The sequence below is a fragment of the Clostridium sp. AF34-13 genome (genome assembly GCF_003477845.1).
Taxonomy (GTDB): Bacteria; Bacillota; Clostridia; order Lachnospirales; family Lachnospiraceae; genus Butyribacter; species Butyribacter intestini.
Genome location: NZ_QUEB01000001.1, coordinates 219,085 through 242,135, shown reverse-complemented (window position 1 = coordinate 242,135; position 23,051 = coordinate 219,085). Strand labels below are relative to the sequence as shown.

The 23,051-nt window shown below is 35.4% G+C and carries 23 protein-coding genes; 7 read left to right on the top strand and 16 right to left on the bottom strand.

Going from position 1 to position 23,051, the window contains the following annotated elements; translation table 11 throughout:
• The first annotated feature begins 378 nt into the window (after positions 1-378).
• Complete coding sequence (locus tag DWZ63_RS00950) at positions 379-801, top strand: phage tail tape measure protein (protein WP_270466895.1); 423 nt, start codon at positions 379-381, stop codon at positions 799-801.
• 1,011 nt (positions 802-1,812) lie between these two features.
• Here the strand turns inward: DWZ63_RS00950 and DWZ63_RS00940 are convergent.
• Positions 1,813-2,019, bottom strand: a complete 207-nt coding sequence (locus DWZ63_RS00940; RefSeq protein ID WP_055943652.1) for a hypothetical protein — start codon at positions 2,017-2,019, stop codon at positions 1,813-1,815.
• A 183-nt stretch (positions 2,020-2,202) separates the two neighbouring features.
• Here DWZ63_RS00940 and DWZ63_RS00935 point away from each other — a divergent pair, with 183 nt between their 5' ends.
• The 4 genes from DWZ63_RS00935 (at position 2,203) to DWZ63_RS00925 (ending at position 4,364) form a co-directional block, all read left to right on the top strand.
• Positions 2,203-2,502: a hypothetical protein gene (locus tag DWZ63_RS00935; protein WP_055943656.1), complete on the top strand. Its 300-nt coding sequence runs from the start codon at positions 2,203-2,205 to the stop codon at positions 2,500-2,502.
• 381 nt (positions 2,503-2,883) lie between these two features.
• The gene (locus DWZ63_RS00930) at positions 2,884-3,360 is read left to right on the top strand and encodes a hypothetical protein (RefSeq protein ID WP_055943659.1); all 477 of its coding nucleotides are present in this window, start codon (positions 2,884-2,886) and stop codon (positions 3,358-3,360) included.
• Between the two features lie 336 nt (positions 3,361-3,696).
• Complete coding sequence (locus DWZ63_RS15585) at positions 3,697-3,846, top strand: hypothetical protein (protein ID WP_156335812.1); 150 nt, start codon at positions 3,697-3,699, stop codon at positions 3,844-3,846.
• A gap of 182 nt (positions 3,847-4,028) precedes the next feature.
• On the top strand, positions 4,029-4,364 hold the full coding sequence (locus tag DWZ63_RS00925; protein WP_147353189.1) for a hypothetical protein: 336 nt from the start codon (positions 4,029-4,031) through the stop codon (positions 4,362-4,364).
• 362 nt (positions 4,365-4,726) lie between these two features.
• On the opposite strand, the gene tpiA is transcribed toward DWZ63_RS00925, so the two are convergent.
• The 9 genes from tpiA to DWZ63_RS00880 all read right to left on the bottom strand — a co-directional run bounded on the left by tpiA (position 4,727) and on the right by DWZ63_RS00880 (position 14,616).
• The gene (gene tpiA / locus DWZ63_RS00920) at positions 4,727-5,476 is read right to left on the bottom strand and encodes a triose-phosphate isomerase (RefSeq protein ID WP_055943665.1); all 750 of its coding nucleotides are present in this window, start codon (positions 5,474-5,476) and stop codon (positions 4,727-4,729) included.
• Positions 5,477-5,517: 41 nt separating this feature from the next.
• Positions 5,518-6,717 carry a phosphoglycerate kinase gene (locus DWZ63_RS00915; protein ID WP_022014214.1) on the bottom strand — a complete coding sequence of 400 codons (1,200 nt, stop codon included), beginning with the start codon at positions 6,715-6,717 and terminating at the stop codon, positions 5,518-5,520.
• A 499-nt stretch (positions 6,718-7,216) separates the two neighbouring features.
• Entirely contained in the window at positions 7,217-8,233 is a 1,017-nt protein-coding gene (gene gap, locus DWZ63_RS00910; RefSeq protein WP_055943667.1) for a type I glyceraldehyde-3-phosphate dehydrogenase, read from the bottom strand.
• Positions 8,234-8,430: 197 nt separating this feature from the next.
• Positions 8,431-8,970 carry an anaerobic ribonucleoside-triphosphate reductase activating protein gene (gene nrdG / locus DWZ63_RS00905; protein WP_347474797.1) on the bottom strand — a complete coding sequence of 180 codons (540 nt, stop codon included), beginning with the start codon at positions 8,968-8,970 and terminating at the stop codon, positions 8,431-8,433.
• Positions 8,971-9,117: 147 nt separating this feature from the next.
• Positions 9,118-11,244, bottom strand: a complete 2,127-nt coding sequence (gene nrdD, locus DWZ63_RS00900) for an anaerobic ribonucleoside-triphosphate reductase (RefSeq protein ID WP_055945582.1) — start codon at positions 11,242-11,244, stop codon at positions 9,118-9,120.
• 250 nt (positions 11,245-11,494) lie between these two features.
• Entirely contained in the window at positions 11,495-12,412 is a 918-nt protein-coding gene (locus tag DWZ63_RS00895; protein ID WP_055943669.1) for a sigma-70 domain-containing protein, read from the bottom strand.
• 230 nt (positions 12,413-12,642) lie between these two features.
• Positions 12,643-13,224: a hypothetical protein gene (locus DWZ63_RS00890; RefSeq protein WP_055943671.1), complete on the bottom strand. Its 582-nt coding sequence runs from the start codon at positions 13,222-13,224 to the stop codon at positions 12,643-12,645.
• Between the two features lie 102 nt (positions 13,225-13,326).
• Complete coding sequence (locus DWZ63_RS00885) at positions 13,327-13,899, bottom strand: hypothetical protein (RefSeq protein WP_055943673.1); 573 nt, start codon at positions 13,897-13,899, stop codon at positions 13,327-13,329.
• Between the two features lie 210 nt (positions 13,900-14,109).
• Complete coding sequence (locus tag DWZ63_RS00880) at positions 14,110-14,616, bottom strand: flavin reductase family protein (protein WP_055943675.1); 507 nt, start codon at positions 14,614-14,616, stop codon at positions 14,110-14,112.
• A 75-nt stretch (positions 14,617-14,691) separates the two neighbouring features.
• Here DWZ63_RS00880 and DWZ63_RS00875 point away from each other — a divergent pair, with 75 nt between their 5' ends.
• Both DWZ63_RS00875 and DWZ63_RS00870 read left to right on the top strand, forming a co-directional pair.
• Positions 14,692-15,459: a PHP domain-containing protein gene (locus DWZ63_RS00875; protein WP_118498258.1), complete on the top strand. Its 768-nt coding sequence runs from the start codon at positions 14,692-14,694 to the stop codon at positions 15,457-15,459.
• A gap of 39 nt (positions 15,460-15,498) precedes the next feature.
• Positions 15,499-16,404: a YihY/virulence factor BrkB family protein gene (locus DWZ63_RS00870; RefSeq protein WP_055943677.1), complete on the top strand. Its 906-nt coding sequence runs from the start codon at positions 15,499-15,501 to the stop codon at positions 16,402-16,404.
• A gap of 77 nt (positions 16,405-16,481) precedes the next feature.
• On the opposite strand, the gene DWZ63_RS00865 is transcribed toward DWZ63_RS00870, so the two are convergent.
• The 6 genes from DWZ63_RS00865 to DWZ63_RS00840 all read right to left on the bottom strand — a co-directional run bounded on the left by DWZ63_RS00865 (position 16,482) and on the right by DWZ63_RS00840 (position 22,931).
• Entirely contained in the window at positions 16,482-18,107 is a 1,626-nt protein-coding gene (locus DWZ63_RS00865; RefSeq protein ID WP_182431404.1) for a SpoIID/LytB domain-containing protein, read from the bottom strand.
• An 86-nt stretch (positions 18,108-18,193) separates the two neighbouring features.
• Complete coding sequence (locus tag DWZ63_RS00860) at positions 18,194-18,787, bottom strand: DUF4340 domain-containing protein (protein ID WP_055943682.1); 594 nt, start codon at positions 18,785-18,787, stop codon at positions 18,194-18,196.
• 12 nt (positions 18,788-18,799) lie between these two features.
• Complete coding sequence (locus tag DWZ63_RS00855; RefSeq protein WP_118498255.1) at positions 18,800-20,275, bottom strand: Gldg family protein; 1,476 nt, start codon at positions 20,273-20,275, stop codon at positions 18,800-18,802.
• Between the two features lie 15 nt (positions 20,276-20,290).
• On the bottom strand, positions 20,291-21,157 hold the full coding sequence (locus DWZ63_RS00850; protein ID WP_055943688.1) for an ABC transporter permease: 867 nt from the start codon (positions 21,155-21,157) through the stop codon (positions 20,291-20,293).
• Positions 21,157-22,284 carry an ABC transporter ATP-binding protein gene (locus DWZ63_RS00845; RefSeq protein ID WP_055943691.1) on the bottom strand — a complete coding sequence of 376 codons (1,128 nt, stop codon included), beginning with the start codon at positions 22,282-22,284 and terminating at the stop codon, positions 21,157-21,159. Before DWZ63_RS00845 ends, DWZ63_RS00850 begins: the two co-directional genes overlap by 1 nt.
• A gap of 128 nt (positions 22,285-22,412) precedes the next feature.
• Positions 22,413-22,931 carry a peptidylprolyl isomerase gene (locus tag DWZ63_RS00840; protein ID WP_022013380.1) on the bottom strand — a complete coding sequence of 173 codons (519 nt, stop codon included), beginning with the start codon at positions 22,929-22,931 and terminating at the stop codon, positions 22,413-22,415.
• Positions 22,932-23,051 lie beyond the last annotated feature (120 nt).

The window sequence follows — 23,051 nt, the reverse complement described above, 5'->3', positions numbered from 1 at the left end:
AAAACCTTATTTTGCATATATAGTTTCCACATATCTGTTACAAAAATTTCTATAATACATCATATACTACAATATTTTATATAAGGTATAGCAAAAATCTTCAATAATATTTTCACAAAAAAAGACCGCACCATACTCTCGCATGATGCAGCCATTTTTGTGTAACAAATAATTTGAATATTAATTTTGATTGTTGGTGAAGATGATGTGTTAAGCACATCCTTAACCTAATCTACTCTTGCAGAACTATGCTCATATTAAATTTGGTAATCCTAGTGCTAGTCTTGACATAATTCATGCAAAAATCATGGAGATTGTTAATGCCGAAGTAGAAACTGGTCGTGGTGGCAAGAGTATGTTGGACAAGGTGTAAATACAATCCGTGAATTAGACGAAGCAATGACAGAGGTTCGTAAGGTTTCTGAAGGAACAGAAGCACAATATAAATCTTTTCAACAAACTGTATCTTCTACGGCACAAGAAATAGCGAGTACAAATAAAGAATTGATTAACTCAAGTGCTGATTTCTCACGTCTTGGATATTCACTTGAACAAGCAGAAAGTCTTGCTAAAAATACAACATTGTTTGTCAATGTTGGTGATGGTATAGATATTACTGCTGCGACTGAGGATATGATTACAGCTATGAAAGCTTTTGATATTAAAGCTGAAGATAGTATAAAAATTGTTGACAATTATAATCAGATCGGCAACAAATTTGCTTTGAGTGCTACAGATATAGGCGAAGCCATGAAGCGTTCCGCATCTGCTCTTGAAACTGGAAATAGCTGTTTGGAATAATCTAAGTGATTCCTCACAAGCAGCCACTCTTGAGCTTGTTGCAGGTAAAACAAGAGCCAATAACGTAGCTGCATTGTTAAAAAATTATAAACAAATTGATAATGTTCTTGGGAGTCTTGGTTAAGCCGAAGGTTCTGCTTTAAGAGAAAATGATGCTATAGTTGATAGTATTAATGGTCGAATTAAGATTTTATCTGCTTCTATAGAAAATTTCTGGAAAACAGCTATTGATAATTCTGTAATTAAAAACGGCGTATCTGCTTTAACCTCTCTCGTAGAAGGTGCAATGAAACTCGTTGACACATTTGGTCTTCTTCCTCCAATTCTTACTACTGTAGGTGCAGCTCTCTCACTTAAAAACATCGGTAAATGTTACATGAGTGCATAATGTTTCAAATCATTGTAATTGTTTTGAATGTGCCCACCTATCTCAAGACTAATAATCAAGAGATGGGATGTATAGTTTTAGTCAGCCTATAGATGTTGTAAAATAAATCGTAATTGGAAGTGTGCTACTTCCAGTGCTGGAAAGAAAAACCGTATATTATAAAATAACACACTACAACATGGTCTGAAAAGACGAGCACGAATGTATTCCGAAAGGATGTTGGTGACAACACGAAAAGTCAAATCCAGAAATGGAGGTTATTCGGATATATGGGGCAACCCTAAGTATCGTGTCTTATAAAAGACTAAAATCGGCAATCAGCAACGGACTCTATTATAATCAGAAAATATTATAATGGAAGTGTTCAGAGAGTATAAACAATTTTGAATTATCATCAGATAGCTTGTAATAGGTACTCCATACGCAGTTATCGGACTGTTCCTTGATGAGTGAGAATCATCAGTGACTAGGATATAAAACCGTTAAAGAGTGTTGCTACTCTCCCCTATTACATAGCACAATAGGTAATAGATAAAAGTAGTGTTCGTGTGTACCGTAAGTTTGAAAGAAACACACAAAGAATAAATAAAATAGGAACTGCTCTACTCAGTTCCCATTCTATCTCACTCATGCAAGTCAACCTCTAATGAGGTATCATCGTATTGAGCTTTTATGCTAACTTCTTTATATTCACAAATTTTATCTGTAATGTGTTGGACTGTATCGCACATGAAGTACAGAGACGTTCCAAGTAGAGCACATACAATGATAACGGCAATAAGTTTATATAGAGAGTTGCATTCAACAACATATTTAATCATTTTACTCATAACAGTCACCTCCTATCATTGTCTTTGTTTTCAACATCGTACTATTGATAGATTGGTGTTTGTTTGAGGAACACCTTTTAAAAATGGAAGTAACTATATTTTCATTTGAAGCCGTAAGTGTATTATATAGCAAATTAGAATGTTTTGGTAGAGAGAACATTTATTTGTAAGGAGATAAAATGATTGAAAAAACTTAAAAATTTTATTGAAAATAATTATATTCGTATGAATTATGTATGCTTATGTTTGGTAATTTCAGTATCACTAGCGATAGGATTTTTCTTGTATGGTCCTACAATAGATTGTCTTACCGATTTTGTTGGAATGATAATTGTCTTTATAGGCAATATACTAAAAATTACCGTTGATGTAAATGTAGTTTCAATGTTTTCAAAGACTATTTCATATTTGATTTTAGTAGTATTTTTTGCCTGCACAACAAAATATACTATAAATAAAATTGAAATTTCAGAAATTGATTAAACCAAGAATTCTCAATTTCAATATTGGAGAGAAATCGTAAAAACATTGCAGTAAACATTATGAGCGTAGTCACACGGCTACTCTCTCACTATATGAATCGTATGTTTTATTTAAAAAACTTCAAATAGGTGTTTACAAATCTCAATTATTGTGTATAATATAGATAAGAAATCAGAAGTGGTTTCTTTGTAATCCGTGGATAACGGAAAGAATATTATCCAATTGTAAGTTTGTCTCCGAGAATGACGGGACTAAAATTTAGAATATCATTCAGTCGTAAGTTTATCTCCGTGGATAACGGGATGTAAATTTAGAATATTATCCAATTGTAAGTGTTAGAGAGAGCCTGTAACGGCTCTTTCTTTATATCAGGAGCAACAGATGAAATTAGTAAAAATATCAAATAAATTTTTCAATGATTGTAAGAAGAATAACATACATAAAGAGTTAATGTTTAATGAAGATGGTCGCCCAAGTGTTTTGATTGTTCGTTTGAAATATAAGGGAAATTTCCATAAGTTCGTTGTACCACTTCGTTCAAACATATCTCCTACCACACCCAAAAATCAATATATGTCATTACCTCCAAATTCAAAGACAAAACCACATCATTCTCATGGAATACATTATATTAAGATATTTCCAATTACAGATAAATATGTTCAATCATATTTAATAAGTGATCCGTTTGATTTAATGGTAAAGAACATAATTGATAATAATGAATCTGAAATTATTCAAGCTTGCCAGGATTATTTGTTTGAATGCGAAAATGGTAATAAACATTTTATGACACCTGATATAGATGGAATAATAAAAATGTTAGATATGTTAGACGAAAACAAAGACACCAACTAAGGTGTCTTTTTATATTGCGGTAAATTCACATCTACTCTTCCATCCAAGTTCAACACAAAATAAACGACCTGTCATCCGACAAGTCTTCTACTCTTAGATTGGTGATGATAAATACGAATATTGATTTAATAAAACTTATTCCTCAACCTAACCTACGAAACCTATTTGACGATTCGGAGCTTCTATCTCAAGTTTTGGAACAACCATTAAAAGAAAATTTAACTGTTGTACATGCTGTATCAGTTCCAACGATTTGCCAGATGTGTCCTCTCCGTGGAAACAGACCAAATTGTAGCCAATGTAACCGATTTATCTAATTAAAAGCGGGGTGAAAATATGAACGAAAATTCAAAAAATAATATTACCACTGATGAATCATCAAATAATATCGTAATTCACAGTGGCAATAGTGATACTATTACTATAGATGATATAGGAATAACTTTTAATCTGGAATCTGGAAAACTCCATTTCCTAAATCAATAACTTCTCCACTTGGAATTATTGTAAAGTTTCCATCTACATCTTGTTCAACAGTAAGGACAAACCCATTTGGATATTTAGAGACAATTCTAGTAATATCATTTTCGGTATGAATTGTTCTTTGAATATCATTTGGGTTGCACCTCAATAAACTTACGAAGACTATTGATTATGCAAAAGCAAAAATGGAATCTTTATTTACTGTTAAAGCAAAGAATACGCAAATAAATAAAGAACTTAAAAACACAACAGATCTTATTATTGCTCAAAGAAAAGCTGCAAGTAAATATCAAGGATATGTTGACAAATTAGCCAAAAATGCAACAAAAGGTAAAAAAGGGTTAAAACAATCAGAAGTTAATAAATATATTAAACTCATCAAAAATGGTTCATTAACAAAAAATGCAATAAAATCCATTAAGAATGAAAAACTTAAAACCTTTGTTGAAAATTATCAAACATATCATGACAAAGCCGTTGATGCTAAAAAAGCGGTACAGGAAAATATTGCTTTCGTTTAAAACGCTTTGGTTTACCAGTTTTGGGATTAAGATATTGAGATTGAATCATGCATTCACATTCTCTTTCATTTATCCATCTTATACTTCCTTGTCCATTTTCGGCTCGTTGTTTCGAATTTGCCATAATATTACCTCCAATATGTTTATCACTTTCTTTTATAAGCAACTATCACTCAAAAACCAAAAGTATCACTTTTTAAAAACTCAAAAAAGACAAGTGATAAAGTGATATTTATAAGTGATATTACAGCAAATATAAAATGCCACCAAACACATTACACTGTTAATAATACCCAAAGTTTTGATGTGCTTAGTGGCGTTTTATTGTGCTTTATGCACTAATATATAATGAAATTTAGAACTTATTTGTAGTTTACAATCTTTCCAAAATCAGCCTTAAGACTTGCTCCGCCTACAAGACCACCGTCAATGTCAGGTTTTGCAAGTAATTCTGCTGCATTTCCTGCATTCATAGATCCGCCATACTGGATACGTACAGCTTCTGCTGTTGCTTCATCATACATTTCTGCAACGCAGTCACGGATTCCTTTACATACTTCCTGTGCCTGATCAGATGTAGCTGTCTTTCCTGTTCCGATTGCCCAGATTGGCTCATATGCGATAACCATACTCTTTACCTGATCTGCTGTGATTCCTGCAAGGTCAGATTTAATCTGGAGACGAATCCAATCCATTGTTACACCCATCTCTCTCTGCTCAAGTGACTCACCGCAGCAAAGGATTGGTGTAAGACCTGCCTCGAATGCTTTCTTAACTTTCTTGTTGAGTAAGCAATCACACTCTTTGAAGTAATCACGACGCTCTGAATGTCCGATAATAACATATTTAACACCTGCATCTACGAGCATTGCAGCAGAAATCTCACCTGTGTAAGCTCCGCTCTCCTCAAAATACATATTTTCAGCACCTACTTCTACATTTGTTCCCTTTGTAGCTTCTACTACAGGCACAATGTCGATTGCAGGTACGCAATATACAACATCAACTTCATCATTCTTTACTAAATCTTTTAATTCATTTACTAATGCAACTGCCTCGCTAGGAGTTTTGTTCATTTTCCAGTTGCCGGCAATAATTTTCTTTCTAGCCATTTTTATCCTCATTTCTGCACACGTTTTTGGTGCTCGGTTTCTTATTTATCGTCTGCTGCTACTACACCTGGAAGATCTTTACCCTCTAAGAATTCAAGAGAAGCTCCGCCACCTGTAGAGATATGTGTCATCTTGTCACCGAATCCTAACTGATTGCAAGCTGCTGCTGAATCACCACCACCGATGATTGTTGTAGCATCTTTAAGCTCAGCCATAGCTTCTGCTACTGCGATTGTTCCTTTTGCAAAGTTTGGCATTTCAAAACATCCCATAGGTCCGTTCCATACTACTGTCTTTGCACCTTTAACTGCATTTGCGAAAAGCTCTGCTGTCTTAGGTCCGATATCAAGTCCTTCCATATCAGCAGGAATTTCTCCACGACCTACTACCTTGAAGTTTGCATCATTTGAGAAATCATCAGCTACTGTTGTGTCGATAGGGATGAGAAGTTTAACACCTTTCTCCTCAGCCTTTTTCTCCATCTTAAGTGCATAGTCTTTGTAATCTTCTTCAAGAAGTGATTTACCAACTTCCTCACCGTGGGCTGCCATAAATGTGTATGCCATACCACCACCGATAATAAGTGTGTCTACCTTGTCAAGAAGGTTTTCGATAACGGAAATCTTTGAAGAAACCTTAGCTCCACCAAGAATTGCTACAAATGGTCTTTCAGGATTGTTTACTGCATTTCCGAGGAAATCAATTTCTTTCTGCATAAGGTAACCAACTACACAGTCACCCTTAACAAACTTTGTAACACCAACATTTGAGCAGTGAGCTCTGTGAGCTGTACCAAATGCGTCATTTACAAATACATCACAAAGTGAAGCAAGCTCTTTTGAGAATTCCTCTCCGTTCTTTGTCTCTTCTGCTCTGTAACGAGTGTTCTCAAGAAGGATAACATCTCCGTCATTCATAGCTGCAACTGCTGCCTTTGCGTTGTCTCCAACTACATTAGCATCTGCCGCAAATTTAACTTCCTGTCCGAGAAGCTCAGTAAGTCTCTTTGCTACTGGTGCAAGTGAAAGCTCAGGCTTTGGCTCTCCCTTTGGCTTACCAAGATGTGAACAAAGAATAATCTTTCCACCGTCAGCGATAAGCTTTTTAATCGTAGGAAGTGCAGCTACAAGACGGTTCTCATCTGTAATCTTTCCATCCTGTAATGGTACATTGAAATCACATCTAACTAAAACTTTTTTTCCTTTTACGTTGATATCATCAACAGATTTTTTATTTAACATAAAAAACTCCTCTCACATTTATTATTATAGGCAACCATAAAACTTATCATATACTTATTGCTTCATGGCACAATCCAACCATATATAATGATTATCTTGCAAATACCTATTCTTTAATTATTATCTTTATCTTCTTTATTTTAATTATTGCAACATAGGCAATTACCTTATAATAAAGAAAAACGAGCCCGGTCCTCTAAAAGACCGGACCCGTATATGGATCATATCCGTACTTGATTGTTTAAAACAACCAGTCACATTAGCTGACTAGCAATTCTCTGAGAAGTACTTGATTGTTCGGAGAACAATCTCTAAATCGCAATGATTAGCAGTTCTCTGAGAAGTATTTGATTGTTCGGAGAACAATCTCTAAATCGCAATGATTAGCAGTTCTCTGAGAAGTATTTGATTGTTCGGAGAACAATCTCTAAATCGCAATGATTAGCAGTTCTCTGAGAAGTATTTGATTGTTCGGAGAACAATCTCTAAATCGCAATGATTAGCAGTTCTCTGAGAAGTACTTGATTGTTCTTACCATCTGAGATGTGTAAGAGTTCTCATTGTCATACCAAGAAACTACCTGAACCTCATAAAGGTCATCAGCTACTTTGTTTACCATTGTCTGAGTTGCATCGAAGAGTGAACCAAATCTCATTCCTACGATATCAGAAGAAACGATCTCTTCATCATTGTAACCAAATGACTCGTTAGCTGCTGCTTTCATAGCTGCGTTAATTCCGTCAACTGTTACATCTTTTCCTCTTACAACTGCTGTAAGGATTGTTGTAGAACCTGTTGGTGTAGGAACACGCTGAGCAGATCCGATAAGTTTTCCGTTAAGCTCTGGGATAACAAGTCCGATAGCTTTTGCAGCACCTGTGCTGTTAGGAACGATGTTTACTGCTGCTGCACGAGATCTTCTGAGGTCACCCTTTCTCTGAGGACCATCAAGTGTCATCTGATCACCTGTGTAAGCATGGATTGTAACCATGATACCAGACTCGATAGGAGCAAACTTGTTAAGTGCGTCAGCCATTGGAGCTAAACAGTTTGTTGTACAAGATGCTGCTGAGATGATCTGATCACCTTTCTTTAATGTCTCATGGTTTGTATTGTAAACGATTGTAGGAAGATCGTTACCAGCTGGAGCTGAGATAACAACTTTCTTTGCGCCTGCATTGATATGAGCCTGAGCCTTTTCTTTAGATGTGTAGAAACCTGAGCACTCAAGAACTACATCTACATCAAGGTCGCCCCATGGACAATTGTTTGCATCTGGGAAAGCGTAGATTTTGATTTCTTTTCCATCAACTGTGATAGAATCTTCACCTGCTGAAACTGTATCAGCTTTCTCATATTTACCCTGTGATGAATCATACTTTAAGAGATGAGCAAGCATTTTAGGGCTTGTCAAATCGTTGATAGCTACTACTTCATAACCTTCAGCACCAAACATCTGTCTGAATGCAAGACGTCCGATACGTCCAAAACCATTGATTGCAACTTTAACTGCCATGTTAAAATTCCTCCTAAATATAAATTTTATAATTTGTCCGACAGGAAAACCTGTCCGACAATTAATCATTTGAATGCAGGCTTTCGCTAAAAATCAATATCTTTTACGATATTTTCTCTTCTGCACAAACCTACCTATAAACTATTGTAACCAATTACCCAAAAAATTTCAAGATTATTTTTTAAATATCTTATATTTTATCTCTCAGGTTCTTTCCACAAAATGATATTTCCACTCTCAAATGACTCTTTTACCATGATTATCCTCTGGTTTGATGAACCCCTGAACACAAGATTTAAATCCTTAAGTTCAAGTTTAAACTCACCATCAACCAAAACATCTATATATGACATAAACTTTTTTGTCACTTCGCAGTTTTCAAGCATATTTTCTTTTATGTCATTTTCAAAATCATATCCCGTATAACACCATATGGACTTGTCAGGATATTCTTTTTTTACTTTTTCAAGCAGAGGGATAAGTGCTTCCTGATTGACTTTTTCCATTGGGTCACCTCCAAGAAGCGTAAGCCCCTTTATATAATCAGGCTTAAGATATTGTATTATCTCGTCCTCGGCTTTCTCATCAAAAAGCTTTCCATAGCCAAAATCCCATGTTTCCGGATTAAAGCACTCCTTACAGTGATGTGTGCAGCCGCTCACAAACAAGGATACCCTCACTCCCGGTCCGTTTGCAACATCTATCCTTTTTATATCCGCATAATTCATTACCGTCATCCATCCCTTTCTTTTTAAGGATATTTGTAATCTGCTTCGCTACTTACTCATATAAAATTTGTGCTACGCACAATCAGGTGCCATGTTCACCACCGGCACCTGATTAAAGAGGCCCATCAACCAAAAGTAATAGGCAACTCTTGAATTTTACAGATGAAGTACTCTTGAATTTATCTCTTTAGTCTTTCCGACATTCCAGAAATTCTCTCCAAGATAACCACAGGTTCTTCTGATAACCGTCATCTTGTTCTTGTCCTTATTATGACACTGTGGGCACTCCCATTCAAGGTCATCATTTATGATTATCTCTCCGTCATATCCACACACATGACAGTAGTCTGATTTCGTGTTAAACTCAGCATACTGTATATTTTCGTATATGAATTTAACAACATCCTCAAGTGCTTCAAGATTATTTCTGAGATTTGGTATCTCAACATATGAGATAGCACCGCCTGATGAGATTTTCTGGAACTGGCTCTCAAATCTAAACTTCTCAAATGCATCTATCTTTTCACGCACATCCACATGATATGAATTTGTGTAATATCCCTTATCCGTCACATCTTTTATAACACCGAACTTCTTTTTGTCTATCTCTGCAAATCTGTAGCAAAGACTCTCTGCAGGTGTTCCGTAAAGACCAAATCCTATACCTGTTTCAAGTTTCCATGTATCACACGCAAGTCTCAATCTTTTCATGAGTCTGAGTGCAAAGTTTGTTCCCTTTGGATTTGTATGGCTTACTCCGGTCATAAGCTTTGTTGTTTCATACACACCTATATATCCGAGTGATATAGTTGAATACCCGTCATGTAAAAGTTTGTCTATAGGCTCATCCTTTCCAAGTCTTGCTATTGCCCCATACTGCCAGTGGATAGGACTTACGCTTGATAATGTTCCCTCAAGTGCATGATGTCTTGCCATAAGTGCATCAAAACATAAGGCAAGTCTTTCTTCAAGCAATGTCCAGAATTTTTCCTCATCGCCCTGGGCTATTATTGCTATCTGCGGGAGATTTATGCTGACAACTCCCTGATTAAATCGTCCCTCAAACTTATATTCTCCGTTTTCATCTTTCCACGGTGTGAGAAAACTTCTGCATCCCATACATGAAAATACATTACCTTCATAATTTTCACGCATTTTCTTAGCTGAAATATAATCAGGATACATTCTCTTTGCCGAACATTTAACTGCAAGTCTTGTAAGATAATCGTACTTACCTCCTTTAAGGCAATTATGTTCGTCAAGTACATATATAAGTTTAGGAAATGCCGGTGTAACATACACACCCTTTTCATTTTTGATACCCTCTATTCTCTGATTAAGTATTTCTTCTATTATCATGGCATTTTCCTCTATGTAAGGATCATCCTTATCAAGATTAAGGAAAAGTGTCACAAAAGGTGACTGTCCGTTTGTAGTCATCAGTGTATTTATCTGGTACTGGATAGTCTGCACACCCGACTTTAATTCATCCATAAGCCTGTCATTTACAAACTCCTCAAGTACATCCTCTGTAATAGTATCTCCATATTTTTGTCTATAATGAGCTTCATACTTATCATGACTCTTTCTGAGATATTTTCCGAGGTGTCTTATATCAACTGACTGCCCGCCGTACTGACTGCTTGCAACCGCCGAGATTATCTGTGTCATGACCGTACACGCAACCTGAAAACTCTTTGGTGTTTCAATAAGTTTGCCGTTCATAACCGTACCATTTTCAAGCATATCGCCTATATTTATAAGGCAGCAGTTAAATATGCTCTGAAGAAAATAATCCATATCATGAAAATGAAGTATTCCTTCTTCATGTGCTTTTACTATCTTCTCTGGAAGAAGTACTCTCTTTGTAAGATCTTTCGACACCTCACCGGCTATAAGATCTCTCTGTGTCGATGCTATATATGCATTTTTATTTGAGTTTTCTTCCATTACATCCTTGTTGCTGTTTTTTATAAGGCTCATGATGGAATCATCAGTAGTGTTTGCCCTGCGGACCATCTCTCTTGTATATCTATAGATTATATACTTCTTTGCAAGTTCAAATTTTCCCTCACTCATGAGCTTTTGCTCTATCATATCCTGAATATCCTCAACCATCATGTTGTCAACATGCTTGTTCTCTATTCCGGCAACAATAGAGTCTATTTTCTCCTCATTTACCTGCTCGTTTTTATCAACTTCCGCATTGGCTTTCTGGATCGCAACAATTATCTTATTGCGGTCATAATCAACGACTCTGCCATCCCTCTTGATTACCTTCATCATCATATTTCCTCCAATCTATGCAGTCATGTATAGTCAAATAACTACATGACTCTATGTTCTTTTCCTGACCTGCATTTATATATGTATTCCACATATACAACATGACTCTCTCAAAGAACGCAAGACTTATTATAGCACCTGGGCGAAAAAATGTCCACAATATATTGTGTTTATTTTGCAATAAATCACAAAATATTGTGGACACCCTTTATTTACTATATCTTACTGCTGTAGTATGCCAATGCGGTCAGATTGATTTATGCCCCGGTGTGGTATCAGCAATACGCTGTGTGTCTTTTGACAATCCCATTATTCCTCTTATCTCATCAACAGGAATTTTGGTATATTCTGACAATTCCTCTTTTGTCGGAACCCTTCCCATCTCCTCAGTCATATACTTTGCCGCTTCATTGAGCAGATTTGTGCGTGCGAGAACTGCTGATTCCCAATCTTTATCCGAAGTCACTGTGTCTAACAAAGATTCTATCGCATTTGTAACTTCCATATATATAGCACCATCTATACTGTCAAAATTTGGAACATTATTATCAACAAAATTCTTTTTATTTTCTTCTATCACGGATATTGCTTCAAGTAATCCTACATTTCCCTCAGCAATAAGTTCATCCATCCCTGTTATCCCTTTTTTGACATTCTCCCTGTCTGCATAATTGCGTGCGATTTTTACTACCTGTGCAAGCCTGTTCTCTACAAATCTATTCCTGGCATTTTTATCACCATCCATAAATTTCTGAATCAGATTTCTCTCTTCAGCGTCATCATAATAGTCAAGTTTTCCTATTTCATCCATATAAAGTTTATTGTTATATTCTGCTCTTTTTTTTGACAACTCCTTTGGAGAAGTATTGTTTTCTTTTTTATCATTATGCTTTTCAGATTCGGTTTCCTCATCCGAAAGCTCTTTATCTTCATTTTTATCACTTTCATTACTTTGCAAGTCAACTGCTTTTGGCACAAATCTGTATCCCTCAACCTCTATTCCTGCAAGGGAAAGATAGTAATAAACCTGTTCCATTTTATCATCAGACAGTTCTAAATCACTTAAATATTTTTTCACTTCATCTTTTGCAAGCTTATTATCCTGCGAAGCTGCAATACTTTTGACTGCCTCTAATTCTTCTAAAAATTTTCCCTGTTCTGACATATATCTCTCCTACTTTCATACATAATAAATTTTGCAATAAACATCTTTCATGGATGCAGCTTTCTTATTTTAATACTATACTCATTATTATGCAAGAAAAATGGACTGCCATATGAATATATAATCCTACTGACAATCCATTTCCAAAATACACTTTGTAATATTATCATTACAAAAGCTTAAGTACCTATAATCTTAATTCATAAAATCTTCTTAAAAATCACTCTTAATTATTTCTTAAATGTGAGCTTGAAGCTTACTTTAAGACTCTTCTTAAATTTTAATTTATTAGGATCTACAGGATAATTTGCCTTTTTAGCACCTGTGCCACCTTTACCATATACATTGAAGATCTCAAGACGGAACTTATTGTTCTTCTGGTCTTTCTCAAGATATCCCTGTTTAAGCTTGTTAGCCTTTACTTTTATAGCTTTGCCGTCAACATAAATCTTTACCTTTGAAATTTTAATCTGGCTTGGCTTATATGTTTTCATCGCATTTTCAATATCTACACAAAATACACTTGCTTTAGATGTTTTCTCTTTTGCTCCTGTTTTAAGCTTACTCTTTGTAAGAGTCATTGAAACATTCTGTGTTCCTTTTTTAGCTTTAATAGTCTTTGGTGAGTCATACTCTCCCTTAGCAGTATTCATGTTTGCAGTTACTTTCCACTTGTCATCTGCAAACATAACATATGTCTTAAATTTCTTTGCAGCACTGGCTTTCTGAGTCATTCCTGCTGTTCCTGCTACTACCATTGAGAGTGCTAATGCAACCGACACTCCTTTTTTAGTTAATTTTGAAAGTCTCATATTCTTTTCCTCCACTTTAACGCTTTATTTTTATATAGAATATATTACTCAATATACACTACAATTTTAAATGCCATTGTCAAGTTCATGTACGGGCAGTAACTATTTAATCTTTACTGTATATGTCACCTTTATGGTTTTCTTTGGCATAGTGTACTTAAATTTGGCAACACGGCTGTTCCACATATTGATAATCTGAAGCTGTACAAATCCGTCTGTCTGACCAGGATCAGGTGTTAAAACTCCTTTTTTGATAGTCTTAACTTTTTTTCCGTCAAAGAAAACTTTTACATTTGTAACAGTAACTTTTTTCTTGTCTTTTCCTTTAATATTTGTATCTACATAGAGTGTATTGAATGTCTTGTCTTTTGCGATACATTTATTAAGTCCTGTAAGCTGAACAGTGTATGTCTTTTTACCTTTTTTCATTGTGGTGTCTTTAAACTTTACACTGTTTTTTGACAATTTGTTTGTCGTGTTCTGAAGTTTGTTTGAAAACTTTGCATCGTCATGCTGATTTCTGAATGTAAACTTCGCTGTCTGCAGACAAAGATAAGCTTTATAACTTGCTGCATCGGCTTTCTTTGTGCTTGGTGTTGCTACAACTGAGCTTGCAGTAACGGCTACTGCGACGGCTACTGCCAATACTTTTTTTGCAAATTTACTGAAATACATAAAATTTCCTCCCTTATCATATCATGATCTAGTGTAATATTTTACAATGTGATTATTATTCATTCACATCTTGTTCACAATTCATATTGTATTTTAATCTTTAAAAAGATAATACACAACAAAAACGAAACCTTTTACCCCAAAAATGAGACATTTAACATACCTGCCTTATTTCGGCTTATTTTGCCATTTTTATGTCGTATTTCTGCCTTATCTTGCAAGTATTTTTGTAATCTTAGCTATATACATAGTATGGTAGTCCTTATCTTTATACCATATTTCGTCAATAGTTTCATCAAGAAAATCTTTCGGTTCTATATCAGTCTTTGACATTACCTCACAGATAAATACCATATTTGCTTCGTCAATATAAGGTACTCCATCACAATAATCAACTTTTACTTTTGCGGCTTTCATCTTATCCTCGTCTCTTCCTGAAACTGTACCAAGATATTTCATATCCCTGCGGTATTCTTCTCCCGGAAAACTAAGTGAAAACTTACCCTTTTTATCAATAAACTCTTTTGTGAATCTGCTCTGTCTTATAAACACAAAGACAGAATCCTTTCCCCACATCTCTCCTACTGCTCCCCATGAAGCAGTCATCGAATTTGCTTTTTCTTCATCACCTGCCGTAACAAGCATCCAGTCCTTTCCTATTTTTTTAAACGGATTCATATCCATGTAATCAACTGAAACTTCCTGAAAACTATGCATTTTTTATTCCTCCTAAAAATCTTTTTATATATTTTAGCATAAAATCGACTAAAAAAATGATTTTTTTATTATTTTATGCATTTTTTTCAAATAGATAATAGTTGTTTTGCCCGCCGCATAATGCTATACTATGAATTACTACTAATTTATTGCTTATTGGAGGCTGATACGGATATGAAAGTTGAGATGCACACACACACAAGCGAAACAAGTCCCTGTGCACATATTTGCGCACAGGATGTAATAAAAATGTATAAAGAAGCAGGATATGATACCGTTGTTATAACCGACCACTACAGCAAATGGGTATTTGAAAAGAACTGTGCAAAAACTCCTGACGAAGTCACTTCACATTTTTTAAAAGGATACAAAACAGCTCTTGGCTGTGCAGAAACATATGATATAAATGTATTGCTCGGCTGTGAGGTAACACTCACGGAAAGTCCCAATGACTATCTTTTATACGGTGTAAACGAAGACTTTTTCCATACACATCCTTTTTTATACAATCTTTCCCTCGAAGAATTATCTGAAATATGTCACAATGAAAATATACTTATCGTTCAGGCTCATCCAAATAGAGCCTACTGCGAACCGGTAAATCCTGCACTTCTTGACGGTGCCGAAGTTTTCAACGGCAATCCACGCCACGACAGCAACAATGATAAAACTTATGCCTGGGCATATGAACATGACCTTATCATGACATCAGGAAGTGATTTTCACGAAAAAGAAGACCTCGCTCTCGGAGGTATAATCACAGAGTACGATATAAAGACTGAAAATGATCTTATACAGACCCTTTTGTCAGGAGATTACAGTCTTATAACGCCTGTTGAATAAAATTATATAACACGATTATAACTTAAAGGAATAGCTTTTATGAAAAATAAAAAAATAATTGATATTTCGGATAACAGAACTTTACTCTCAAAGTTTAGTTATTTATATGCAAAAATTAACAGACTTATGAATCACTTTAAGAAAGCTGCTTTATCTGCATTTGCAGGGCAGGCGGCTTTCTTTATGATTCTTTCTTTTTTCCCTTTTTTCATGTTTTTACTGTCGCTTTTCCGGTACACTCCATTTACCAAAAGTATGCTCCTTAAAACAGCATCTGCACTCGTCCCTGAGTACTTTAGAAATTATCTTGGCAGTATAATAAATGAAATATATAATGTGCAGACTGGTGCCGTACTGTCAGCTACGATCATTGTTGCCATATGGCTAGGCTCAAAAGCATTCTTATCACTTATCCAGGGTCTTAATTCAGTCTATAACCTTGATGAGACAAGAAATTATATAATAATACGCATCTACTCCTTTTTTTATACGGTAGTCTTTGCAATTCTTATTGTTGTAATACTTACAGTTATCGTATTTGGAAATAAACTGTATTATTATATCAGACAGCATTTTCCATTTACTGAAAAGCCTCTTGCTTCTATTATAAATGTAAGAGCTGTCATAAGCTTTTTGGTTTTATTTTTGTTTTTCTGGTTGTTGTATGTAATACTTCCAAACCGCAAAGCAACATTTACGCACCAGCTTCCCGGAGCACTTGTGGCAAGTGCCGGCTGGCTTATCTTTTCATACATCTATTCTTTTTATGTAAACAACATCAATAATTACTCAAAATTTTATGGACCAATGACTACTATGGCTCTGCTGATGTTGTGGTTGTATGCCTGTATGTATATACTTTTTCTTGGAGGTATGTTAAATCATCTGCTCGAAAAAAAAATACCGGCAAAAGCAAAAAAGCTGACAAACAATTCAAAAATATAATTAAAATCATATAAAAAACATAAGGCAGACCGTAAAGTCTGCCTTATAATTTTTATGCAATATTTCAAATACTACTATCAATAACCTTTCAACGCTGTCACTTTAACTCCTGAAAAATAATGATTTAATATCTGTCTGTAGTTAAAGCCCTGCTTTGCCATGTTGCCGGCTCCACTCTGACTCATACCTGTTCCATGTCCGAAACCTCCTCCGGTTATCTTAAATCCGCCTGATACTGCATCTATGTAAAATGCTGCACTTGGAAGCATAAAATAACCTGCCATGTCTGTACCATATCTTCGCTTTATCGTCTCACTTACGGGAGCAAGCACTTTTCTTATGTTATACTGGTTACATACTTTATAAGTGTTTTTGTTTCCTCTTATTATAATCTCTGATGCCATCCCGCTTTTTTCACGCTTTGTTATCTCAATACTCTTTATCTTTCCCGTAACAAAACCTGACCTTGATTTGTATTTTCCATTTTTCAGCTTAGTGAGGACATTTGCATTATTTGACACATAACATGAACTCAAAGCTGAATCTATACGGCTTCTTAAGCTTTTTTCCTTAATCTTTACGGACCAGCGGTACCATTCTTCTTTACTGTCATATGTTGTGCAACTCTCATTATTTATAAAGTTTCTGAAAATCTGCTCATTTGACAGATTATATCCTTTTATTCCTGTTTTTCTTCTGAATCTTGCCGTAATCTGAAACCGGCTGTCAAGATATGATATTTTTGACGGTGTATTCCACACATCCTGACCGTCAGCCGTATAACCCCACGATGTTGAAAAATAGTAAGCAGTTACGACTTTCCCTGATTTTTTCATAACTCTCTCAAATGTCCCGTCAACAGCTTTTCTCGACCTTTTGTCCTCAGGAATGTTGTTATATACCTGACAGGCAACACTATCATCAACATCTGCACCATACTCAGCATATTTTCCGGATTTCATCTGATTGTATGCATAACTTCTCGCACATACTGCCTGTGTTTTAAGTGCCTCCATAGGATTTGAGGTTGACATCTCACTTGGAAGTACCGCATAAAGATACTGCTCTATAGGAAGTGTATTTGTAAGCAGAAGCCCTTTTGATTTATATTTTATTGTCATAGTTCCACGATACTCAGGGTGTATATTCTGCCTTTTTATATTAAGCACTTTTATCTTTGCACCATTGTAAGAACCTGCAACTATCTTTTTCCCTTTTAATTTTTTGTCACTTGCATTAAATACTGCCTTTTTTCCAGCCGCATAACTCTTTGTCTTATTATTTACCTTTACATAAAAACTGCTTGAAGATGTAAGCTTTATCTTTTTGTGAAACATATCAGAAAAATTACTATTTGTAATAAGCACCCTTAAAGGTTTACTGCTTTCAGGATGTGCAGCTATGTGTTCCACCCTCCTTTTCTTATGTTTTTTTCTTTTATTTTTAGCAGTATTATTTTTTTTAACAGTTTTTGTGTTCTTTGTTTTTGAACTTTTATTATCGTTACTATCAGCTTTGCTGCCATCTTTTTCACGGTTTATTGTATTTTGTGTCTGTGTTTTTACACTCTTCTTTTTACCGCCAAAATATCCCTCAATATAAGCCTGTAACACTATACATATAAAAACCATGATGCTTATCACAGCTATTATGATAAGCACCTGCTTTTTATTATTTAATTTTCCTTTATTGTTCTTTTTCATCTTTTCCATTCCCGCCTTATTAATTCTAAAAACTATAATCACCGGTACACCTGACATTCATTGTCAGATATACCGATAAAAAATGACTATTTTGCTGATGTTGCCGTCGGTGCTGCAGTTGCCTCAGCCTTTAATTCCTTTTTGGTAGTTTCAAAATCAGATGTAAATGCAGACTCTACCATGTACACTTTCTTTGTATCATTGTCAATGTAAGCGTATCGTCCTTCACCTGCAACCGACTCGTCTCCTGCCGTCAATGTCTTTTTATTGCCGTCTTTATCTGTAATATCGACCTGTAAAGCAGGTTCTTTAAGTCCGTACTGTGACAAATCGGTGCAATCTGATGTAACCTCACTTGTAGCAGACATCTTTTTTACATCACTTACAAGAGTCTCCACCTTGCTCTGTTCAAGGCTGTATTTGGTGTCATCCTTTAACACCCACTTGTTTTTGTTTTTCACGAATGTAAGCTCCGCCGTGCTGTTCTTGAAATGAAGCTCTGCAATATCTGATTCTTTTATTGAATACAGCTCTATATTATTCTCTGCTTCTTCCTTTTTTTCACTATTGTCCTTATGCTTTGTTGCCACAAAAAATACAATTATCAATGCTATTAGGAGAACACATAATCCAATTATTGTCAATAGCTGTCTGTTTTTCTTTGACACTTTTCCGCCCATGTTGTTCCTCCTTTACTTTCTTCTTCTGCTAAACCATATTGCAAAACCTGTTATAAGAAGTCCGACAGGTATGATAATGATTATTACTGTTGCCCAGAAAAACTGCGTTCCCTGTGTAAGTGAAACATATGTGTAAGAAAGACTCTTTGCATTTATTGAAGTTTCCTCAACATCTGAATTTGATAATAACTTGACCGCATTAGTAAACAATGAACCATTGTCAAGCTGGTTTGTTGAGATTACATCATCTGAGAATGCATATGCTGATGCATAAACAACAAGTTTTGCACTCTTATTATCATCAATCTTGTCTGTTACTGAAACACCCATGGCAAATGGTCCGTCAATATCACCTTTTTCCCTTGCTGCCTTTCCTGATGAAGTATCTAGTTTGAGATATGAACCTTTTGATGTAGTCATAAACTCTGATATTGTAAGTGACTTTCTTGCACCCTTAAATTTTGAAATTCCTACCGGAGACGGCATTACAACTACCCCGGATACACCTGAAGCTATCTCATTTGAAGAATCCAGTGTCGGAATAACTGAATTTACATAGTTATAATAATTTCCCTGTGTTTCGCATACCGAACCTATCTGCTCATTAAGCCCGTAATACTTGAGCAATGCCCTTAAATTTGGTGTATCCTTTGTTCCATACTGAAGATTTATAACGGCATTTCCACCTTTCTTCATGTAGGCAAGAATCTTATTTTTTTCTTCTTTGCTTATATCTTTTGTTGCACCATTTATAAGAAGTATATCACAGTCTGAAGGGACTTTATCCTCTGAATAAAGAGTAAGTTCATCAGTATCTATATTCATCTTACTAAACGAAGTTGACATAGTTGTTCCAACTTCCTGTTCATCATGTCCCTTAAGAATATACATCTTTGTCTTTTTCTCTGCAAGCACCTTCTGTATTGCAGACGTTATCTTTCCTTCAACATCAAGATAGTATTCTCCACTGCTTTGAGTGTATGATGAATAATCTGTATTTGAATAATACATATCCGTATTCTGCACATACGATGAATTTTTTGTTGAGTCATTTACAACGATAACATCATTCTGTGCAACTGAGCCGGCTTCACTCTCTGACAGGTATTTACTTGCAAATCCCGGATTTACAACAGGGTCTATCTTTTTAAGTTTAACCTTTGATGATGCCTTAGGATACTGGTCGAGCACTTTTTCAATATACTCTGTCTCCTTGCCGTCCGTTACAAGATAATACAAAGTAACACTGTTCTTTGCCGATTTCAATGCTTTCTTTGTATCTTTAGATAATGTAAATAAACTGTTTGAACTAAGGTCGCTCGACAGATCAAGCTTTCCAAACACAAGATTTACAACAACTACTATTGCTATTACAAGAATAGTTATAAAAGAACTGTAAGCTCCCGATTTAAATTTTTTGTTAGTAAATGATTTTTTAATTCCTCCGGAGCTTTTTTTCATTTTTGCTGTTCTTAATTCTCTACTCATTTTTGCTGCTCCTTTCTAATTAAAACGCTTTTTCTTTATCATCTGGATAGTTAAAAATACAAATAAAAATGCTATTGAAACATAATATACTATCGCATCATAATTTAAAATTCCAAGACTGAAATCATCAAATCGTGTAGACAGAGCAAGCGTATTTAATATGTTTGTAAGCAGGCTTTCATATAATGAAGATTTTACTGCGTAGATTATCCATATTGCTGCCTCTCCGATAACCGCCATCATAACAAGAACAGTTACATTATTCATCATATGATAAAAAACAAGACATATGACAAGCCAGAGTACAGCTATCATGACACACTGTGATACTGCCTCGGTTGGAAGCATCCCGGTGATATTGCTTAAAAGAAATGTAAGAAGAAGTGTGATAAAACTTACAACTGATGCAATAACCTGACTCTCCGTGAGCGATGAGATAAAAAGACCTATTGCTATCGTTGCCGCTCCTAAAAGATAAAATCCTATGATACTGCTGTATGCAGGTGCAAGTCTTACATCAGTTCCATACATATGAATGATAAGCGGATATATACATATCGGAATAAATGCACATGAAAACAGTGTCAGAACCGCAAAATATTTGCCAACGATTATCTTTGTAAGCGATACCGGTGCCGTGTAGAGAAGCTGATCCGTTTTCTGCCTGTTTTCCTCAGCAACTATTCGCATAGTAAGTATAGGCACAAGCAAAACATACATAAATGATATACCACCGAGCGTAACCTCAAAATTTCCAAGTCCGCTTGAAAGATTGTATGCCCATGTATATATTCCTATGATAACGAGGAAAAATGCAAGAAACACAAAACCTATCATTGAATTAAAATATTGTCTTAACTCTTTCTTATATATTGCAAGCATTATTTTTCTCCTCCTTCCATATCTGAAGAATTTTTTTCAGTTTCAGACACATCAAGTTCTCCGCTAATGTCAGCATTTTTTTCTGAATTTTGATTCTCATTTTCGTTCTGCAGTTCACCTTCTGTTTCAGCTTTATCTTTCTTTTCACTCTTTAATTTTTTGAGTTTTCTGCCACCATACTGCTTTGAACCTCCTCTTGTAAGTGCAAGGAACGCATCCTCAAGTGATGTATCAAGTTTATTCATTTCAATGAGTGGGCACTCCGCCTTTGCAAGTGCATAGAACAGATCCACTCTTATATCCTCGTCCTCTGCACAGTAAATAGTAAGACCTGTCGTATCCTCCTCTGTATCTTTGTCATTGTCATAAGATACATTCTTAATACCTGATATAGTCCTAAGTGCCTCTTTAAGTTTTGTTTTATCACCCTTTACAACAACATGAACACCATTTGTGTCAACCATTTTCTTTGTAATATTTTCCGGTGTATCTTTTGTTATCATCTTTCCTTCATTTATGATAATAATCTCGTCACAGACAGCACTAATCTCCTGCATGATATGCGAACTTAAAAGAACGGTATGATTTTTGCTCAGTTCCCTGATAAGTTCTCGCATCTCTATTATCTGACTCGGATCAAGACCTACCGTCGGCTCATCAAGAATAAGTATGTCAGGATTCCCCATCATTGCTCCTGCAAGTCCGACTCTCTGTTTATAACCTTTTGATAAATGTTTTATAAGTCTTTCAGAAACATCAAGTGTCTTTGTCTTTGACATTATCTTATGGACTTCTATATCCCTATCTTTTTTAGAAACTTTCTTAAGTTCTGCAACAAATGAAAGATACTCTCTCACTTTTAAATCAGGATAAAGTGGTGGTATCTCCGGAAGATAGCCTATATTTTTCTTTGCAAGTTCAGGTTCATCCATAATGTCTATACCATCGATAAGGACTTCTCCCTCCGTCGGTGCTATATAACCTGTTATCATATTCATTGTTGTTGATTTTCCTGCACCGTTAGGTCCGAGAAATCCGACAACTTTTCCTGTCTCAACAGTAAATGAAAGATCGTTTACCGCAGCATGATTTCCATACCTTTTAACGAGATTTTTTACTTCAATCACTGTATTTACCTCCTGTTATTTATATACAAAAGAGGATAACATAAGAATGTCAAGATTTTGTGAACAAAAAGGGCTGCCGCACTAAAATTTAGTGCGGCAGCCCTTTTTAATTACTTTTTATAATATTTTTAGCATTTTTCAGGTTCAGGATATTCTACTCCATCTGTATCTACCGTTACTTTGATTATCATCTGCGGCTCTAATGGTGCATCTGAATAGTCAGTTTCTGTTTCTGCTATAGAATTGACTGTGTCCATTCCGTCTGTTACTTTTCCAAATGCAGCATACTGTCCGTCAAGATGTGGTGCATCTTTATGCATAATAAAGAACTGTGAGCCTGCTGAGTCAGGCATCATTGAACGAGCCATTGAGAGAACTCCTGCTGTATGCTTAAGATCATTTTCTACACCGTTTATCGCAAATTCACCTTTAATGGAATATCCAGGTCCGCCTGTTCCTACTCCGTCAGGATCTCCACCCTGTATCATAAATCCTTTTATGACTCTGTGAAAGATAAGTCCATCATAAAAGCCTTTATTTATAAGTGATATAAAATTGTTTACAGTATTTGGTGCGATTTCAGGATAAAGCTCTGCTGTTATCGTTCCCGCTGTTGTCTCAAATGTTACTATTGGATTTTTTGCCATTTTATTTTTCCTTTCTTGCTGTTATATTTTATATTTTATTTTTCTTTCTATTTAATGTCAAGCACAATTACATCCCCCTACACATAATACTGTGCCTAGGCATTCCAAAGTTCCTATCTT

Coding starts and splice junctions, on each gene's coding strand:
- DWZ63_RS00880 (WP_055943675.1), bottom strand. CDS start 14,616: ATGCATAGTTTTCAGGAAGTTTCAGTTGATTACATGGATATGAATCCG.
- nrdD (WP_055945582.1), bottom strand. CDS start 11,244: ATGAAGGTAATCAAGAGGGATGGCAGAGTCGTTGATTATGACCGCAAT.
- DWZ63_RS00855 (WP_118498255.1), bottom strand. CDS start 20,275: ATGAGTAGAGAATTAAGAACAGCAAAAATGAAAAAAAGCTCCGGAGGA.
- DWZ63_RS00875 (WP_118498258.1), top strand. CDS start 14,692: ATGCATTTTTTTCAAATAGATAATAGTTGTTTTGCCCGCCGCATAATG.
- DWZ63_RS00865 (WP_182431404.1), bottom strand. CDS start 18,107: ATGAAAAAGAACAATAAAGGAAAATTAAATAATAAAAAGCAGGTGCTT.
- DWZ63_RS00930 (WP_055943659.1), top strand. CDS start 2,884: ATGAAATTAGTAAAAATATCAAATAAATTTTTCAATGATTGTAAGAAG.
- DWZ63_RS00890 (WP_055943671.1), bottom strand. CDS start 13,224: ATGAGACTTTCAAAATTAACTAAAAAAGGAGTGTCGGTTGCATTAGCA.
- DWZ63_RS00870 (WP_055943677.1), top strand. CDS start 15,499: ATGAAAAATAAAAAAATAATTGATATTTCGGATAACAGAACTTTACTC.
- DWZ63_RS15585 (WP_156335812.1), top strand. CDS start 3,697: ATGAACGAAAATTCAAAAAATAATATTACCACTGATGAATCATCAAAT.
- DWZ63_RS00925 (WP_147353189.1), top strand. CDS start 4,029: ATGGAATCTTTATTTACTGTTAAAGCAAAGAATACGCAAATAAATAAA.
- DWZ63_RS00860 (WP_055943682.1), bottom strand. CDS start 18,787: ATGGGCGGAAAAGTGTCAAAGAAAAACAGACAGCTATTGACAATAATT.
- gap (WP_055943667.1), bottom strand. CDS start 8,233: ATGGCAGTTAAAGTTGCAATCAATGGTTTTGGACGTATCGGACGTCTT.
- DWZ63_RS00895 (WP_055943669.1), bottom strand. CDS start 12,412: ATGTCAGAACAGGGAAAATTTTTAGAAGAATTAGAGGCAGTCAAAAGT.
- tpiA (WP_055943665.1), bottom strand. CDS start 5,476: ATGGCTAGAAAGAAAATTATTGCCGGCAACTGGAAAATGAACAAAACT.
- nrdG (WP_347474797.1), bottom strand. CDS start 8,970: ATGACGGTAATGAATTATGCGGATATAAAAAGGATAGATGTTGCAAAC.
- DWZ63_RS00915 (WP_022014214.1), bottom strand. CDS start 6,717: ATGTTAAATAAAAAATCTGTTGATGATATCAACGTAAAAGGAAAAAAA.
- DWZ63_RS00840 (WP_022013380.1), bottom strand. CDS start 22,931: ATGGCAAAAAATCCAATAGTAACATTTGAGACAACAGCGGGAACGATA.
- DWZ63_RS00940 (WP_055943652.1), bottom strand. CDS start 2,019: ATGAGTAAAATGATTAAATATGTTGTTGAATGCAACTCTCTATATAAA.
- DWZ63_RS00885 (WP_055943673.1), bottom strand. CDS start 13,899: ATGTATTTCAGTAAATTTGCAAAAAAAGTATTGGCAGTAGCCGTCGCA.
- DWZ63_RS00850 (WP_055943688.1), bottom strand. CDS start 21,157: ATGCTTGCAATATATAAGAAAGAGTTAAGACAATATTTTAATTCAATG.